Origin of the sequence: Prescottella equi, assembly GCF_020171745.1 — a bacterium.
Lineage (GTDB): Bacteria > Actinomycetota > Actinomycetes > Mycobacteriales > Mycobacteriaceae > Prescottella > Prescottella equi_A.
This window is the reverse complement of sequence record NZ_JAIVAH010000022.1, coordinates 163,601-180,662: the sequence shown is the minus strand read 5'-3', so window position 1 is coordinate 180,662 and position 17,062 is coordinate 163,601. Positions and strand designations below refer to the sequence as shown.

Below are 17,062 nucleotides of genomic sequence, written 5' to 3'. Positions count from 1 at the left end.
ACTTGCCAGTCTTGCTGCCCGCTCAACTATTCCAGGTGTCGCCCCACCCCCGCACGGAGCCGGCGTGAGCTACGACACCATACGGACAGCGTACGGAGTCATGCCGTCCCACCGCACCGGCGAGACACGGACCGTGGATCCGGACTGCGGGGCCTCGAGCATCTGGCCGTCACCGAGGTAGAGCGCGACGTGCTGGCTGGCGCCAGGGCCCCAGAAGATCATGTCGCCGCGACGCATCTGCGACGACGGCACCTGCGTGCCGGCGGTGTACTGATAACCGGTGTAGTGCGGCAGCGAGATCCCGGCACCCGCGAACGCGTAGATCATCAGGCCGGAGCAGTCGAACCCGACCTTGTTGAAGTCGCCGTAGCTGTCGGCGACGCCGCCGTCCCGGATGCCGAGCGTCGGGCCGTTCGCGTTGCCGCCGCCCCACGCGTAGGGCAGCCCGAGCTGCGACATGCCGCGGTCGATCACGGCCTCGATCGCGCCGGCCCCGGTCACCGACGGCGCCATCGGCCGCGGGGCGGACTGCGCGGGCGGCGTCCAGCCGCCCTCGTCGTCGTCGAGCTGGGTGTGCGACCGCTGGCCGTCGGCGAGCTGGGACGCGCGGTCGCGGGACGCCTGGTCGGCGGCGGCGCGGCGGGCTGCCTCCTGCGCGGCGGCGGCCGCGGCGGCCGCCGCGGCTTCCTCGGCCCGACGCTGGTCGTCCCACGCGAGGTAGGCCTCACGCTGGCCCTGCAGACCGGAGACGTTGGCGCGGGCCGCGTCGAGCTGCGCCTGTGCACCGTCCCGGTCGGTCTCGATCTGCGCCTTGCGGGCGGCCTGTTCCTGCAGGGCGTTGCGGGCTGCGACGATCGCCTCTTCGGCTTCCGCCTTCTTGTTCTCGGCGACGCCCGCGGCGGCGTCGGCGCGCTGCTTCGCTTCGCGGGCCGCCGAGTCCCGGTTGGCCTGCTCGGTGCGCGCACGTTCGAGGTTTTCCAGCACGGCCTTCTGGCTCGCGGACAGCATCCGCATCATCTGTGCCCGGTCGAGGATGTCCTCGGGCCCGTCCGCGCCGAAGAAGGTCGACAGCGATGCGACGTTGCGCCCCTTGGTGTAGCTCGACACCGCGTAGTCGGTGAAACGCTTTCGAGCCTGGTCGATCTGGGTGCCCGCGTCCCGCAGCGCCTGCTGGCTCTGCGCCACTTGTGTGCCCGCGGCCGCGGCCTCGTCACGCGCGGTCTGCAGATCGACGAGCGCCTTGTTGACGTCCTCGCGCTTGATCGCGACCTCGTCGTCGAGTTGGGCGAGTTGCTGATTCGCGGTGGCGACCTGATTGATGAGGTCCCCGACCTGCGTGACGCCCTCGGAGACTCGGGCGTTGCCGCTCTCGATCTCGGCGTCGGACGGATTCGGCGGTGGCGGTGGCACGGCGGCCGTCGTGCCGGGGAGGCCCGCGACGAGGGCGCACACGACGCTCGCACCCAGCAGTGCCCGTGCACCGGCCGAGCGCGCACGTGCCAATGCCGGACGCCGCACGCCTGCGCGTGAGCCCCTTCGCCCCACAACACCCTCCCTACTGCTGTGACCGACCCCGGCTGCCTGCCGGATCCGTGCGGGGAGGTGCGTCACCGCGGCGGTGCACCGCGACGACGCGCAGACCACGTGACCAAGTCGCCACATGAATCGTCACGTCACTCTTGCGACACTTCTTCCCCAAAAAGTGCCACTGGCACCGTACGACACTTTGCACGCTCTGGTGCACTCTTGTCACAAATGACGTCGACGTAATTCGACCTGCGGAAATGCTGGAACGATTACCGGAATCAGGACCCGGTCGAATGGTCGCCGTCCACCGACGCCGACTGCTGGGCGGCGGTTTCGGCGCCGCGACCACGGCGGGCCTTCGCCACGAAGGACACCCCGGCGACCGCTGCGACCAGCAGCACGAGCAGCGCGGTCACCAGTCCCCACTTCGGGGCCGGTTCGGTGATCCCGTCCACGAAATTGTTGGCCGAGTCGACGGCGTTCCCGGTGAACGTCCGATCCTGGGCTTCCTCGAGGACGACGCGGCTGATCGTGTCGCTGTAGGTGCCGTTGGCCGACGGGCTAAGCACCAGGACCGTGCCGCCGTCGACCTTGCCGACCTCGGTCGCCAGGTCGCGCAGCGGTTCCGGACCGTGCGGGTCGGAGTCGACGACGACGATGCGCAGCGCGATCCCGTCCTCCTGGGCCCGGGCGACGACCGCCTTCAGACCCTCCACATCCGAGGCGGGGGCCGAGACATTGTCGTCGGACAGATCCGCGAACACCGCGTCGAGCGAGACGTCGTCGGGGATCTTGGCGATGTTCGGCAGCAGGACGGGCGCGATAGAGGCAGTCATCTCTCATCCGGGGTCGGGTGCGACGGGCAGACTGATCTGCACAGTACGGGACGTACCGGACCACGGGCCGCGCCGTCCGTTGCACCCGCGTGGCGACTGCGTGAGGATTGGAGCGACGCGAGTCGGCGCGACAGTCCGATGCTTCGCCGTCCGGCCCCGCCGCGACCCGGGAGCCTCACAGGACAAGCGTACTGTTAGACTCTTCACGAGACGCCCGCGGAGCTGCCGGGCTCGGTCCGTGATCGAGCCAGTGCCTGCTCGCGTGCCTCGCTTCAGCCGTCGACACAGCCCCGTCGACGGCGAACCTCAAAGACGAGTGGAGCTGACGTGACCACCAGTATTGATTCGTTCGGCGCCAAGGGAACGCTCGAGGTCGGAGACAACTCGTACGAGATCTTCCGCCTCGCGTCCGTCCCCGGCACCGAGAAGCTGCCCTACGCGCTGAAGGTTCTCGCCGAGAACCTCCTCCGTACCGAGGACGGCGCCAACATCACCGCCGATCACATTCGCGCCATCGCGAACTGGGATCCCTCGGCCCAGCCGAGCGTCGAGATCCAGTTCACGCCCGCGCGCGTGATCATGCAGGACTTCACCGGCGTGCCGTGTGTCGTCGACCTCGCCACCATGCGTGAGGCCGTCACCACCCTCGGCGGCGACCCGAACAAGGTCAACCCGCTCTCCCCCGCCGACATGGTCATCGACCACTCGGTCATCCTCGACGTGTTCGGCCAGGCCGACGCCCTCGAGCGCAACGTCGACCTCGAGTACCAGCGCAACGGCGAGCGTTACCAGTTCCTGCGCTGGGGCCAGGGCGCGTTCGACGACTTCAAGGTCGTCCCCCCGGGCATGGGCATCGTGCACCAGGTCAACATCGAGTACCTGGCTCCCACCGTCATGACCCGGAACGGTCAGGCGTACCCCGACACCTGCGTCGGCACCGACTCGCACACCACGATGGTCAACGGCCTGGGCGTGCTGGGCTGGGGCGTCGGCGGCATCGAGGCCGAGGCAGCGATGCTGGGCCAGCCGGTCTCCATGCTGATCCCGCGCGTCGTCGGCTTCAAGCTGACCGGTGAGATCAAGCCGGGCGTGACCGCGACCGACGTCGTGCTCACCGTCACCGACATGCTGCGCAAGCACGGTGTGGTCGGCAAGTTCGTCGAGTTCTACGGCGCCGGTGTGGCCGAGGTTCCGCTGGCCAACCGCGCGACCCTGGGCAACATGAGCCCCGAGTTCGGTTCCACCGCAGCGATCTTCCCGATCGACGGTGAGACCATCAACTACCTGCGCCTGACCGGCCGCAGCGACGAGCAGCTCGCGCTCGTCGAGGCGTACGCCAAGGAGCAGGGCATGTGGCACGACGCCGCCAACGAGCCCGCGTACTCCGAGTACCTCGAGCTGGACCTCGGCACCGTCGTGCCGTCGATCGCCGGCCCGAAGCGCCCGCAGGACCGCATCCTGCTGTCGGAGTCGAAGGACGCGTTCCGTCGCGACATCGTCACCTACGTCACCAACGGTGCCGAGGCTGCGCACTCCGCTCTGGACGAGGCCGTCGAGGAGTCCTTCCCGGCTTCCGATCCGGCGTCGCTGGACACCGCCTCCGACCAGGCTCCCGCCGTTCCGTCGGCCGCCAACGGTTCGCACGGCCGTCCGTCCAAGCCGGTCACGGTGAAGACCGACCGCGGCGAGTTCGTCCTCGACCACGGCGCGGTTGCGGTCGCGGGCATCACGTCCTGCACCAACACCTCGAACCCGTCGGTCATGCTCGGTGCCGCACTGCTCGCCCGCAACGCGGTCGAGAAGGGCCTCGAGACCAAGCCGTGGGTCAAGACCAACATGGCGCCCGGCTCGCAGGTCGTCTCCGACTACTACGAGAAGGCCGGCCTGTGGCCGTACCTCGAGAAGCTCGGCTTCTATCTGGGCGGCTACGGCTGCACCACCTGCATCGGTAACACCGGTCCGCTGCCGGAGGAGATCTCCAAGGCGATCAACGAGCACGACCTGTCGGTCACCGCGGTGCTCTCCGGTAACCGCAACTTCGAGGGTCGCATCTCCCCCGACGTCAAGATGAACTACCTGGCGTCGCCGCCGCTCGTCATCGCGTACGCGCTGGCCGGCACCATGGACTTCGACTTCGAGGTCGACGCGCTGGGCCAGGACCAGGACGGCAACGACGTCTTCCTGAAGGACATCTGGCCTTCGGCCCAGGAGATCGACGACACCATCAAGTCGGCGATCAGCCAGGACATGTTCCGCAAGTCCTACGCCGACGTCTTCAAGGGCGACGAGCGCTGGCAGAACCTGGCCACCCCGGCCGGCGACACCTTCGCGTGGGACGAGAACTCGACCTACGTCCGCAAGGCGCCGTACTTCGACGGCATGACGATGGATCCGGCTCCGGTCACCGACATCTCGGGCGCTCGCGTGCTCGCGCTGCTCGGCGACTCGGTCACCACCGACCACATCAGCCCGGCCGGCCCGATCAAGCCCGGCACCCCGGCCGCGCAGTACCTGGACGCCAACGGTGTCGAGCGCAAGGACTACAACTCCCTGGGCTCGCGTCGCGGTAACCACGAGGTGATGATCCGCGGCACGTTCGCGAACATCCGCCTGCAGAACCAGCTGCTCGACGGCGTCTCGGGTGGCTACACCCGCGACTTCACCCTCGAGGGTGCGCCGCAGTCCTTCATCTACGACGCGTCGCAGAACTACCAGAAGGCCGGCATCCCGCTGGTCGTGCTGGGCGGCAAGGAGTACGGCTCCGGTTCGTCGCGTGACTGGGCCGCCAAGGGCACCAGCCTGCTCGGCGTCAAGGCCGTCATCGTCGAGTCCTTCGAGCGCATCCACCGCTCGAACCTGATCGGCATGGGCGTCGTTCCGCTGCAGTTCCCGGCCGGCGAGTCCGCCGGGTCCCTGGGCCTGGACGGCACCGAGGTCTTCGACATCTCGGGCGTCGAGAAGCTCAACGAGGGCGTCACCCCGGAGACCGTCAAGGTCACCGCGACCAAGGCCGACGGCTCCAAGGTCGAGTTCGACGCGGTCGTCCGCATCGACACCCCCGGCGAGGCGGACTACTACCGCAACGGCGGCATCCTGCAGTACGTGCTGCGCAACATGATCCGGGGCTAGTCACCTGATCGTGTGATCCGGGTCCTTCCGGATCATCCAGTGCGCTGACGGCGGGCTCGGGACGTCAGTCTCGGGCCCGCCGTTGCAGTTTCGTACGAAAGGAAGTCGGCTGTGCCCAAGGTCAGTGAAGACCATCTCGCGGCGCGGCGGAGCCAGATCCTCGACGGCGCCCGCCAGTGCTTCGCGCAGTACGGCTACGACGGCGCCACCGTGCGCCGCCTCGAGGAGACCACCGGGCTCTCGCGCGGTGCGATCTTCCACCATTTCAAGGACAAGGACGGGCTGTTCCTCGCCCTGGCCCACGAGGACGCCAAGCGGATGGCCGACGTCGTCGCCGAGGGCGGCCTCGTCCAGGTGATGCGCGACATGCTCGCCTCCCCCGAACAGTTCGACTGGCTCGGTACCCGCCTCGAGATCGCCCGCCGCCTGCGCACCGATCCCGAGTTCGCCCGGGACTGGACCCAGCGCAGCGCCGAACTCACCGAGGCCACGGTTCGCCGACTCGAGCGCCAGAAGTCCGCGGGACGGCTGCGCGACGACCTGCCCACCGACGTCTTGCTCGACTACCTCGACCTCGTGCTCGACGGGCTCATCGCCCGCATCGCGTCAGGGCACGGCGCCGAGAACCTTTCGGCCGTCCTCGATCTCGTCGAGGAGTCGGTGCGGCGCAGGGATTCCTGAACCGGCTCGGCACGCAGGTATGGTTCGGACCGGGAGTCGACGACTGCCCGCAGCCCTTATCTCCGCAGCCCGAGGAAGTTCCGACACGACGTGCAGTTCGCGATCGATCTGACGAACGGCAACCTCTCAGACGCCGTCACGGCCCATCGCCGACCGGGCTACGTATGTCCGCACTGTCTCGTCCAAGTTTTCCTTCGCAGTGGGCGACACCGCGTACCGCATTTCGCGCACCAGCAGGGAGAGGGCAGCCTCCTATGCGAGGAGTACCACCCCAGTAGTTCTCGACAGGCATTCTCGGGAGAGTCTGCATTCGGATCGCCCGGTGCCGCGGTGTATCTCTCGCTCGGTACCGACAATCCGCAGTGGCAGTTGTTCATCGAGTTCGACGAGATTCCCGCAGACGAGAGCGACGGCACTTTGCTGTCGCTGCTCAGCAGCGACAGCATCGAGATCCACGGTCCTGGAACAGGAATCCACTCGGTACCTGCGACAGACCTTTGGCCGGGAACCGGCCGTAGTACGGTCAGAATCGGCCCGTCGCGACGCGGCACCACCCTTCGCACAGTCGGACGCTGGCCATCGAGTGTTCGCCACCGGCGTTGGGAGAAGGCGCTCGCAGGAATCCCGATGGAAGGTGCGCTGTTCGCACGCTTCCGCGGAGGCGCTTTTCGCCGAGTCCACGGCCACGCATGCGTGCGCTGGGGTGATCGGGTGATACTGGTCCGGTCTATGGACTCACCCCTGCCCCCGATGGTGACGGCACGCCGACTGCACCCGATCACGAACCAGGAAGGCACCTGGTACGCGTGGTCGATAGACTTACCACGCCACGAACATCGTGGTCTAGCGAGATGGCTCAGCGGTTTCGGCGCTATCGCCGTGGTCGGATCATCGCGGACGCGAGTGCTCAGTCCTGCGATCGGGTACTCGACCGACGGAATCCCTGTCTTCGCTCCACACGAGCCGATCGTGGTGGCTCCAGCCTCGATGGGCGAAGTCCTCGTGGCGGAATCGACGGGATCAGTCCAGGCGATACGGACCGGCGGGGCTCTCGACGACAAGTTCGCGGTAATCACCGCTGCAGCCGGTCCATTGCGATTGCGCTCGAAGGTGCCGCAAGATCTCGTGTCGATCGAAGTTGCAGCACGTGGCCATCGCCAGACCGAACCCTTCGCCTCACCATGGTCGGTTCTGGCGGACGGCGCCAGATTGCGCCCCTTTGCCGACTACACACTGCCTCGTGGTAACACCACGCTTGCGCTCGAATCGGGCCTTCCGACTCTGCAATTCACAGTCCGCGTTCACTTCTCGAAAGGCCGAACCGAGACACTTCGTGGAGCTGAGCTCGCCGCGGCCAATGTCTGGCTTCGAACGCACGCAGAATCCGCGATGCAGATCGAGATCGATTCAGGGAACCTGGGATTCATCCGCCTAGAGTTCGACGCCGAGCGTCCCAACGAACCCGCGCCGGCACGGAAGACCAATCCTCATCGGCCAAACTGGGCAACGGCATATGCGATCGCGGCCGATCAAGCCGCGGATGCAAGCGTTCCGCACTGGCGCGCGGCAGCTCGTAGCCACGCCGGACGACCACTCGCCAACCGAGCCTTAACATAGTCGACATGGCAGTCGCAGCAGGGACCCGTGTCGTCGGAATCGTCAAGTGGGTCGATAACAAGACCAACAAGATCGCCGGCGTCGAGCCCCTGTTTACTCACACAGGCACCGCGTGGGCCGCCGCCGACTCTGCTGATTTCCCCACACAAGGTGAAGTCTTCTGGCCGAAACCCCACGGTGTGTCCCGCGATTCCGCGGTGCTCTTCAGCGTGGACGACAACGCGCCCGGCAAAGATGACGCGTTCATCGTCGATCGGCCTGAGCCCCTATACCCGGTGCTCAACTTCTACACCCTCGATTACTCCGAGGGTGTAGAGCGCATGACAAGTGAGCACTTTCCGACAAGCACCGAGATCCTCACGAAGCGCAAGGTGTTCTTGTGGTGCAAGCACGACCTCCTCCTCGGCCCGTTCGACACAGACATAGACGGAGACACCTACACCGTCAGTACAGAAGCCTTCCGACTCGACCGTGTCCCCTTCCGGGAGGGAGAGGATGCCATCTTCCCGTTCCCGACTGAACGGACATACTGCGCTCCGACATCACCGTTCACCGGCCATCTCGACTGCCGACCCGACGCGGATGTCCTGAAGACCGCTCTGGGCCACGCGGTCGAGATCGCGAGGAAGAGAGCTGACGAAGTTCCGAACTTCCTCTCCACCAAGGCGCTTTTGCGTAGTGCTGCGGACGCGCTACGAGAGGGCGACAACCTCAACGAACGTCAGATCGACTTCGACAGAATCGAACGGGCGCTGCGCATCTGCGCGAACAGCAATGAAGTTCACGCCCGTGCCGCCGAACTGATGGAAACGATTCTCGAACACCCCGCGATCTCGATCGAGGTGGACCGCGCCCGAGAACAGGCGCGCAAGGATGCAACGGCCGCAACCAGGGTACAACTGGCAGCCGAAATGCAATCGGAACGAGCCGGACTGGACCGCATGCGCGTGGAGAACGCTGCGCTCGAGAAGGAACGCGACGAACTCGGCGCAGAAGTTGCCCGGGCGAGGACCGCGCTCACCACGGTAGGCGATGAGGTCAGTCGACAACTCGCGACACTCGAAGCTTCCGTGACCGAGAGAGTCGCCGAGCTGGTCGACGACGCGACAGATCTACTCACAGAGTCGGTTATCCTCCGCGCGCTCGGCGTCGGCTCCCCCTCAACCGCCCGCGTGATTTCCGCGGTGACGACGAACTCCCCGTTCCCGACAGCGATTCCGGACGCACCCGCGCTCGACGATGCGCGAATCATCAACCGTTTGCAGACGGCCGGCACCGAGTCCGGCACCGATGTCGCGGCACTTCGCCGCATTCACGCCGCATTCCGTGCCGGCCTGATCCCGATCACGACCGGCAACGGTGGCCCCTCCGCGTTGGCTGCGTACGCATCTGTCGCGTGCTCCGATCGCATCACCATGTTGCCCGTCACCCACGACTTCCTACACCCCGTCGATCTCCTCGGTATCCGCGCTTCCGACCCCCTATCCGCGAGGCTACATCCAGGCCTGATCCTCGCTGCTGACGACTCTGTCCGTGCAGAAGGCACCGGCCTCCTGGTTCTCGACGCCTTCAATCGCGCGCCAACCGAGTCCTATCTCTTGCCGTGGTTGCAGACCCGCGACCGCACCATCGACGTACCGATCTCGGCACAGAACCTCTTGGAGACGAACGAGTTCCAGGCCCACGAAGATCTACTGGTTGCGGCGACCTCTGTGTCCGGAGCGACGACCGCACCGCTGAACCCCGACCTCTGGGGATTCTGTGTCGCCATAGATGTCCCGCTCCTGCCCCGCGTCAAGGGTACGTCGCGCCCGTCGGCCGCCCCCGAGTTCCGAGGGTCTCCCGGCGCAGTGCCGGTCGATGTGATTGTCAACGACCTCGACATCGCACTCGGCGACTACTGGCCCATAGACGACGGTGTCGTCGATGCGGCCAACCGGTTCGGTGCAGCACTCATCGAGGTCGGAGATCGAATGATGATGTCTGCAATCGTCGAGTGCCTCCTGATCCCGGCTCTGGCAACATCGCTGGCAGGCCCTGATCTGATTGCGTCGATCGACACACTCATCGATCACATGGGCAATCCGACCGACGGGCGACGCCGCCAACTGCACCGACACGCTCAACGCCTGCACCACAGATTCGCCTGATCTCGGCATGATCCGTATCGAGAAGCTGTCGGGCGACGACGCCGCGCGGTCCGTAGTCGCAGCCCTCGGACTCCCTGCCGCTACACCGCGGAGCGAACGCGACTACGAACTGCTGCGTGCAGTTGCTTGGGCATCCACCGCGGGGCGGGTTCCCGTCGCGACCCGAGTGCTGTTGGATCGAGCAGTCGAGGCAGATGCTGTTGCCACCAGCGGCGACATCGACGAATTCACACGACGGCGTATCCTCAGAAACCGACTGGACGATCTCGCGGCCATCGGTGACCTTGCCAACATCGGTCGAGGCCAATGGATCTCCGTCGTGGGATGTCTGGCCCGAATCGAGACGGGTGACAACCACCGAGACATGCTCGTCAGCGGCATTCCTCTACGTGCGATCGACCATGATCTGCGCGCCGCCATTGTCATCGACGGACCGACTCGAACCCTCTCCAACAGTCGCGCTGCGGACCGACTCGGCCTTCCCGTCGTTGCATTAGCAGACTGGGCCCGCGTGCCACGGCTGCATCTTGACCGGTGGACGAACTCCATCCTCAACGGCACCCCTGTTCGACCGGCCCGTCCGTCCACCGAGGAGGCGACCCACATCTACGCGGCGGACCAGTCTCCTCGCGGAATATCACAGGACCAACGATGGATCACCCCCGGCAGTCGATCGACCGGCCGCTACCTGGCCAGAGACACAATGATCGGGGGCTGGGCCGACTACTCGATCGTCGACCTGCAGGCAGGAATCGTGATCGACCGGCGCGAATGCGATCCGCAGGACGTCCGCAGGTTGATGTACGGCCTCGATCGGAAACACTGCAATCCCACAACCGCGACATGGACCGCTTCAGGTGACGATGCTCAGCTCAGACTGCAGAACCGACTTCCGTACGCCGAGACCCGCGCCCTGATTGTGCTCGCTGGCGCGCCGCGCAACGATGTCTGGTCGATCACTCGGCATGCCTCGGAGGCCCGCCGTCTACTCAGCGGATTGGGGATCGAGTTCATCGATTGACTCGCGAGCACCGCGCATCGACGGAGCTCACTCCGTCTTCTTGCGCCGGTTCGGCCCACCGCGCCGCCGCAGCGTCACGTCTGCCTCGACGAGCACGTTGTGGATGAAGCCGTACGAGCGGCCGGTCTGATTGGCGAGGGTCCGGATACTCGCGCCGGCCTCGTACTGGGCCTTCAGTTCATCGCGGAGCTTGTCACGCGATTCCCCGGTGATGCGGGCCCCCCGCGAGATTCCCGTGCTCTCCGCCATGACGTCCTCCGGTCAGCTGAGCGAGCCTCGGTTTCCAGGCTAGATCACCTATCGACGCGTGATCAACAAACCGAAAACTCGCTCAGCCAGCGGAGATGGACGAATCAGGCGAGCTGGATGAGCTCGAGGTACTCCTGCGACCAGTGGTCCTCCTGGCCGTCCGGCAGCAGGATGACCCGCTCGGGGTTGAGCGCCTCGGCTGCTCCCGGGTCGTGGGTGACGAGGACGACGGCGCCCTTGTAGCTGCGCAGCGCGTCGAGCACCTGCTCGCGTGAGATCGGGTCGAGGTTGTTGGTCGGCTCGTCGAGCAACAGCACGTTCGCCGCCGACGACACCAGGCCGGCCAGCGCCAGACGCGTCTTCTCGCCACCAGACAGCGTGCCGGCGGGCTGCTCGAGCTGCGGACCGGTGAACATGAACGCGCCGAGCAGGGAACGCAGTTCCTGCTCCCCGGTGTCCGGGGCGGCGTGCCGGATGTTCTCCCACACGGTGGCGTCGTCGTCGAGGGTGTCGTGCTCCTGCGCGAAGTAGCCGATCTTCAGTCCGTGGCCGGGGACCAATTCGCCCGCATTCGGCGTTTCGGTGCCCGCGAGGATGCGCAGCAGCGTCGTCTTGCCGGCACCGTTGAGTCCGAGCACGACCACCCGGCTGCCGCGGTCGATCGCCAGATCCACGCCGGCGAAGATCTCCAGCGAGCCGTACATCTTGGTGAGGTTCTCCGCCATCAGCGGGGTCTTGCCACAGGCCGCCGGCTCCGGGAAGCGGATGTGCGCGACCTTGTCGTCCACCCGCACCTCGTCGAGCGCAGCCATCATCTTGTCGGCCCGCTTGGCCATGTTCTGGGCGGCGGTCGCCTTCGTCGCCTTCGCGCCGAGCTTGGCCGCCTGCACGCGCAGCGCGCCGGCCTTCTTCTCCGCGTTCGCACGCTCACGCCGACGGCGCTGCTCGTCGGTGGCGCGGGCGTCGAGGTACTTCTTCCAACCCATGTTGTAGATGTCGGCCTCGCCGCGCACGGCGTCGAGGAACCACACGCGGTTCACGACGTCGTCGAGCAGGTCCACGTCGTGGCTGATCACGATCAGGCCGCCGTCGTGGTTCTGCAGGAACCCGCGCAGCCACGTGATGGAGTCGGCGTCGAGGTGGTTGGTGGGCTCGTCGAGCAGCAGCGTGGTGTTCGACTTGCCGCCCGATCCGTCGGACGCGGCGAACAGGATGCGCGCCAGCTCGACGCGTCGACGCTGACCACCTGAGAGGGTGCGCAGCGGCTGCTCGAGGATGCGATCGGCCAGGCCGAGGCTGTTGCAGATGCGGGCGGCCTCGGACTCGGCCACGTACCCGCCGAGCGCGGAGAAGCGATCCTCGAGCGAACCGTACTTGCGCACCGCCTTGTCGCGGACGGCGTCGTCGACGGCCTCGGCCATGATGGTCTGCTGCTTCTCCATGCTGCGCATGATCTCGTCGAGGCCACGGGCGGACAGGACGCGATCCTTCGCGAGGACGTCGAGGTTGCCCTCCTTGGGGTCCTGCGGCAGGTAGCCCAGTTCGCCGCTGCGGATCACCGCGCCCGCGTAGGGCTCACCCTCGCCGGCGAGGATGCGCAACGTCGTGGTCTTGCCGGCACCGTTGCGCCCGACCAGACCGATTCGATCTCCGGCCTGCACACGCAGCGCCGGACCCGGTGCAGACAGCAGGGTCCGCACACCGGCACGAACTTCGAGGTCGGTGGCGGTAATCAAGCAAAACTCCTCGAGTGGAAAATCAGTGGAACGACCCCCCGAGCACATTTGAGCCGGAGCGTCGGAGGTCATCGTGCCCGTGATTGGGCACAAGAACCACCGATTTTACCGTGGTGTGGGCTCGACGCCACACCACGGCCCAGTGACTCGGCTAACGTTCGATCCCATGACACGCGTCAACGATCTGCAGGGACGAAGTGCTCTGGTCACCGGCGCCAGCCGCGGCATCGGCAAGGCCATCGCCGCCGAACTCCTCGCCCGGGGCGCGAACGTGGTCGTCACCGCCCGCAAACCCGACCCCCTCGAGGCGGCTGCCGAGGAACTGCGCGCCCTCGGCCACGGCGGCAAGGTGCTCGCGATCGCCGGCAACTCCGGGGATGCCGAGGCGCGACACGACGCCGTCACACGGACGGTCGCCGCACTCGGGTCCCTCGACATCCTGATCAACAACACCGGCATCAACCCCGTGTACGGGTCGCTCATGGACGCCGACCTGGACGCGATCCGGAAGATCTTCGACGTGAACGTCGTCGCGGCGCTGGGCTACGTGCAGGAGGCGTACCGGGCGTGGATGGGCGAGCACGGCGGCGCGGTCGTCAACCTCGCGAGCGTCGCCGGGATCCGGTCGACCGGCGTCATCGCCGCGTACGGCGCGTCGAAGGCCGCGCTGATCCGGCTGACCGAGGAACTCGCGTGGCAGCTGGGTCCGAAGATCCGCGTCAACGCCGTCGCTCCCGGCGTCGTCAAGACCCAGTTCGCCGCCGCCCTCGTCGCGGCCGGGGAAGATCAGGCGTCGTCGATCTATCCGATGGGCCGGCTCGGCACCCCGGAGGACGTCGCGGGTCTGGTCGGGTTCCTGGTCTCCGACGACGCCGCCTGGATCACCGGCGAGACCGTCCGCGTCGACGGCGGCCTGCTCGCGACGGGCGCGCTCTGACCGGCACACCCGATCTCGCGGTCGTCGGGCTCGGTCCCGCCGGCCGTGCCCTCGTGTACCGCGCGGCCCGCGCCGGCCTGGACGTCGTGGCGGTCGATCCGCACCCGGACCGGCCGTGGGTGCCGACCTACGCGGCATGGGTGGACGAGCTGCCCGGGTGGCTCGGCGCCGGCGTGCTGCGTTCGACGGTCCCCCGCCCGCACGCCTGGACCACCCGGCCGCATGTGCTCGACCGGACATATGCGGTGCTCGACAACACAGCGCTGCACCGCGCCCTCGACGTCTCGTATGCCCACGTGATCCGCGGGGTCGTCGGTGCAACGTCCCAGAACTTGGTCGCGCTCCGGGACGGCACCGATATCCACGCGCACCAGGTCATCGACGCCCGCGGCCTGCGCCCCGATCCCGCCCTCGCCGAGCAGACCGCGTTCGGGATCGTGCTGCCGTCGGCCGTGGCCGCCCCCGCACTCGGCGACGCGCAGTGCCTGTTCATGGACTGGCGGCCCGACAACGGCACGACGCCGACCGATCCGCCGTCGTTCCTTTACGCGGTGCCGCTGAGCGACGACACCGTCCTGCTCGAGGAGACGTGCCTGGTCGGCCGACCCGGGCTGCCGCTGGACGAACTGCGCCGACGGCTCGACGCGCGCCTAGAGAATCGCGGGGTCGAACCGCCGGCGAACCTCGAGGTGGAGCGCGTCCGGTTCCCGGTCCAGGCTCCGCGCACCCGTCCCGGCGTCGCCGCATTCGGCGCCCGGGCGGGACTGGTCCACCCGGGCACCGGCTACAGCGTCGCGGCGTCGCTGACCGCCGTCGACGACGTCGTGGCCGCCCTCGCCACGGGCCGCGATCCGGGAAAGGCGTTGTGGCCGTGGCAGGCCCGTGCCGTTCGGTCGTTGCGCGAGGTCGGGCTGTCGGCGCTGCTGCGTCTCGACCCCGGCCGGACCGCGGAGTTCTTCGACACTTTCTTCGCCCTCCCCGCCGAGCGGCAGCGGGCCTACCTGTCGGGGCGCGACGACGTCCGCGGGACCGCCGGCACGATGTGGCAGCTGTTCCGCGCCGTCTCGCCGCCGATCCGCCGGACGCTGGCACTGGCCGGCGTCCGGCGGTCGTGACTCAGGATCCGAGCGAACCCGTCGGGATCCACGACGGCAGCCAGCCGAGCGAACCGGTCGCGGGCGGGGCCGTCTTCGGCAGCGGCGCGCCGTCGAGGTCGGCGGGCTGCGCGAAGCCGAGGTTGTCGAGCACGGTCGGGGTGATGTCGGCGATGGTGTAGTCGTCGTCGGTCGTGCCCGCCTGGTAGCCGGCGCCGCGCGCGATCACGAACGTCGTTCCCTCCTCGGCACTCTGGCCACCGTGCCCGCCGTTCGGCTTGTGGCCGTGGTCGGAGGTGACCAGGATCGTCCACTTCTCGCCGGTCGCCTTGCTGCGGGCGTCGACGGCGTCGACGATCCGGCCGACCTCGGCATCGACACGCTCGAGCGCCGGCGCGTACTCCGATCCGGCGGTGCCCGACGAGTGCCCGGCGCCGTCCACCTGGTCGAGCTGGGTGAACACGAAATCGGGGCCGTTGGTGGCGATCTCGGACGCGACGGCGGTCGCGGTGGCCGTGTCGGTCGCGGCGTCGCTGCCCGCGCCCGGCGTCGAGACGACCAGGTCGGCCTTCGGGTTGCCGGAGTTCGAGATCGTGGCGATGCCGCCCCACGTCGCGATCGACGCGGTGCGCAGTTCGGGCTTGACCTGTTCGATCCGGGTGAACGCCGTCGGGTACTGGTCGTAGCGGGCTCCGTTGTAGGAGTTGTCGACGACACCGTGCTTGGTGTGCCACACGCCGGTGAGGATCGTCGACCAGGACGGGCCGGAGATCGTCGGGTGGCCGAGGATCGACGACTGCCCGCTGGTGCCCTCGGCGATCAGCCGGTGCAGGTTGGGGGTGTTCGCGTTCTTGACGTGGTCGAGCATCGTGCCGTCGAGTCCGATCACGACGGTCTTGGTGACCGACGGCGCGGGCGCCGCGGTCGCGGTACCCGCCGCGCCGATGACGCCGGCCGCGACGGTCCCGGCGGCGAGGAGAAGGGACAGGGCCTTGGGGGATGTGATGTTGTTGGTCACGAACAACAGCCTGGATCGGACTAGACCAATTGTCGCCACTTTGTGGCAACTGTTGTCCCAGCGTTCGTCGCGCGTTCGCCGTAGATGCCTCGCGGTTGCCGAACGGTCGTTCGGATGTCGGCGAAATGTCTCGAGATGGTGATGATCTTCGCTGCGCACCACCCGCAATGGGCCGCGCTGGGCGATAGTGGGGTGCATGCGATCAATCTGGAAGGGTTCCATCGCGTTCGGGCTGGTCAACGTGCCGGTCAAGGTGTACTCCGCGACCGAGGACCACGACATCCGATTCCACCAGGTGCACGCGAAGGACGGCGGGCGCATCAAGTACAACCGAGTGTGCAGCGAGTGTGGGCAGACAGTGCAGTTCGCCGACATCGACAAGGCCTACGACTCGGAGGAGGGCGACCGCGTCATCCTCACCGACGAGGACTTCGACAAGCTGCCCGCGGCCGAGCAGCACGAGATCCCGGTGCTGCAGTTCGTGCCGACCGAGCAGATCGACCCCATCCTGTTCGAGAAGAGCTACTACCTCGAACCCGACTCGTCGTCACCCAAGGCATACGTCCTGCTGGCGAAGACGCTCGCGAAGACCGATCGCACAGCGCTCGTGCACTTCACCCTCCGCCAGAAGACCCGGCTGGCCGCCCTGCGCGAGCGCGACGGCGTCCTGGTGATCCAGACGCTGCTGTGGCCGGACGAGGTGCGCGCCGCCGAGTTCCCGTCCCTCGACGACGCCGAGGAACCGCAGGCCAAGGAGCTGAAGATGGCGGGCACGCTGGTCGAGAGCATGGCCGAGGACTTCGACCCCACCGAGTTCACCGACGACTACCAGATCCAGCTGCGGCAGCTGCTCGACGACGCCATCGCGAGCGGCGGCAAGAAGGTGATCCCGGCGGCCGAGCACGCCGAGGCCGGTGAGGACGCCGAGGTCGTCGACCTGGTCGCCGCGCTGCAGCGCAGCCTCGAGGCAGCCGGCGAGGAGGTCAAACCCGCGTCCGCGAAGAAGAAGGCACCCGCGCGGCGCAAGCGGGCGTGAGTCCGTTCACCCGCGGACTCCGGATGCCCGG

Annotated in this window: 13 protein-coding genes and 1 pseudogene; 9 read left to right on the top strand and 5 right to left on the bottom strand. The window is 67.4% G+C overall.

The window, feature by feature from the left end; all coding sequences use genetic code 11:
- Window positions 1-69 precede the first annotated feature (69 nt).
- Window positions 70-1,503 (bottom strand): NlpC/P60 family protein, encoded by a 1,434-nt coding sequence (locus LCL87_RS18860; protein WP_225022452.1) that lies wholly within the window; start codon window positions 1,501-1,503, stop codon window positions 70-72.
- Window positions 1,504-1,805: 302 nt separating this feature from the next.
- Window positions 1,806-2,363 (bottom strand): Rv1476 family membrane protein, encoded by a 558-nt coding sequence (locus tag LCL87_RS18855; RefSeq protein ID WP_225022450.1) that lies wholly within the window; start codon window positions 2,361-2,363, stop codon window positions 1,806-1,808.
- 327 nt (window positions 2,364-2,690) lie between these two features.
- Between LCL87_RS18855 and LCL87_RS18850 the strand changes: the two genes are divergently transcribed.
- From LCL87_RS18850 to druD, 6 genes and pseudogenes are all read left to right on the top strand, one after another.
- Window positions 2,691-5,492 carry an aconitate hydratase gene (locus LCL87_RS18850; protein ID WP_225022448.1) on the top strand — a complete coding sequence of 934 codons (2,802 nt, stop codon included), beginning with the start codon at window positions 2,691-2,693 and terminating at the stop codon, window positions 5,490-5,492.
- A 111-nt stretch (window positions 5,493-5,603) separates the two neighbouring features.
- Window positions 5,604-6,173, top strand: coding sequence for a TetR/AcrR family transcriptional regulator (locus tag LCL87_RS18845; protein ID WP_225022446.1), 570 nt, complete (start codon window positions 5,604-5,606; stop codon window positions 6,171-6,173).
- Window positions 6,174-6,263: 90 nt separating this feature from the next.
- Window positions 6,264-6,401: pseudogene (locus LCL87_RS25965) on the top strand (competence protein CoiA family protein); the annotation flags it as partial.
- Window positions 6,402-6,503: 102 nt separating this feature from the next.
- Window positions 6,504-7,790, top strand: coding sequence for a hypothetical protein (locus LCL87_RS18835; protein ID WP_225022683.1), 1,287 nt, complete (start codon window positions 6,504-6,506; stop codon window positions 7,788-7,790).
- A gap of 5 nt (window positions 7,791-7,795) precedes the next feature.
- Entirely contained in the window at window positions 7,796-9,940 is a 2,145-nt protein-coding gene (locus LCL87_RS18830; RefSeq protein ID WP_225022444.1) for a hypothetical protein, read from the top strand.
- A 7-nt stretch (window positions 9,941-9,947) separates the two neighbouring features.
- Window positions 9,948-10,961 carry a Druantia-type antiviral defence protein DruD gene (druD, locus tag LCL87_RS18825; protein ID WP_225022442.1) on the top strand — a complete coding sequence of 338 codons (1,014 nt, stop codon included), beginning with the start codon at window positions 9,948-9,950 and terminating at the stop codon, window positions 10,959-10,961.
- 27 nt (window positions 10,962-10,988) lie between these two features.
- On the opposite strand, the gene LCL87_RS18820 is transcribed toward druD, so the two are convergent.
- A complete protein-coding gene (locus LCL87_RS18820; RefSeq protein ID WP_225022440.1) occupies window positions 10,989-11,210 on the bottom strand; it encodes a helix-turn-helix domain-containing protein in 222 nt (73 codons plus the stop codon).
- 104 nt (window positions 11,211-11,314) lie between these two features.
- A complete protein-coding gene (locus LCL87_RS18815) occupies window positions 11,315-12,946 on the bottom strand; it encodes an ABC-F family ATP-binding cassette domain-containing protein (protein WP_225022438.1) in 1,632 nt (543 codons plus the stop codon).
- Between the two features lie 166 nt (window positions 12,947-13,112).
- Here LCL87_RS18815 and LCL87_RS18810 point away from each other — a divergent pair, with 166 nt between their 5' ends.
- Complete coding sequence (locus LCL87_RS18810) at window positions 13,113-13,883, top strand: SDR family oxidoreductase (RefSeq protein WP_225022436.1); 771 nt, start codon at window positions 13,113-13,115, stop codon at window positions 13,881-13,883.
- Window positions 13,880-14,998, top strand: a complete 1,119-nt coding sequence (locus tag LCL87_RS18805; RefSeq protein ID WP_225022667.1) for a lycopene cyclase family protein — start codon at window positions 13,880-13,882, stop codon at window positions 14,996-14,998. Before LCL87_RS18810 ends, LCL87_RS18805 begins: the two co-directional genes overlap by 4 nt.
- Before the next feature lies 1 nt (window position 14,999).
- Here LCL87_RS18805 and LCL87_RS18800 read toward each other — a convergent pair whose 3' ends face one another.
- Entirely contained in the window at window positions 15,000-15,995 is a 996-nt protein-coding gene (locus tag LCL87_RS18800) for an alkaline phosphatase family protein (RefSeq protein WP_225022434.1), read from the bottom strand.
- Window positions 15,996-16,191: 196 nt separating this feature from the next.
- Between LCL87_RS18800 and ku the strand changes: the two genes are divergently transcribed.
- Window positions 16,192-17,031, top strand: coding sequence for a non-homologous end joining protein Ku (ku, locus tag LCL87_RS18795; protein WP_225022433.1), 840 nt, complete (start codon window positions 16,192-16,194; stop codon window positions 17,029-17,031).
- Window positions 17,032-17,062 lie beyond the last annotated feature (31 nt).

Bases quoted from the DNA above. Each gene is read 5' to 3' on its own strand.
- LCL87_RS18830 (WP_225022444.1), top strand. From the start codon at position 7,796: ATGGCAGTCGCAGCAGGGACCCGTGTCGTCGGAATCGTCAAGTGGGTC.
- LCL87_RS18810 (WP_225022436.1), top strand. From the start codon at position 13,113: ATGACACGCGTCAACGATCTGCAGGGACGAAGTGCTCTGGTCACCGGC.
- LCL87_RS18820 (WP_225022440.1), bottom strand. From the start codon at position 11,210: ATGGCGGAGAGCACGGGAATCTCGCGGGGGGCCCGCATCACCGGGGAA.
- LCL87_RS18855 (WP_225022450.1), bottom strand. From the start codon at position 2,363: ATGACTGCCTCTATCGCGCCCGTCCTGCTGCCGAACATCGCCAAGATC.
- druD (WP_225022442.1), top strand. From the start codon at position 9,948: ATGATCCGTATCGAGAAGCTGTCGGGCGACGACGCCGCGCGGTCCGTA.
- ku (WP_225022433.1), top strand. From the start codon at position 16,192: ATGCGATCAATCTGGAAGGGTTCCATCGCGTTCGGGCTGGTCAACGTG.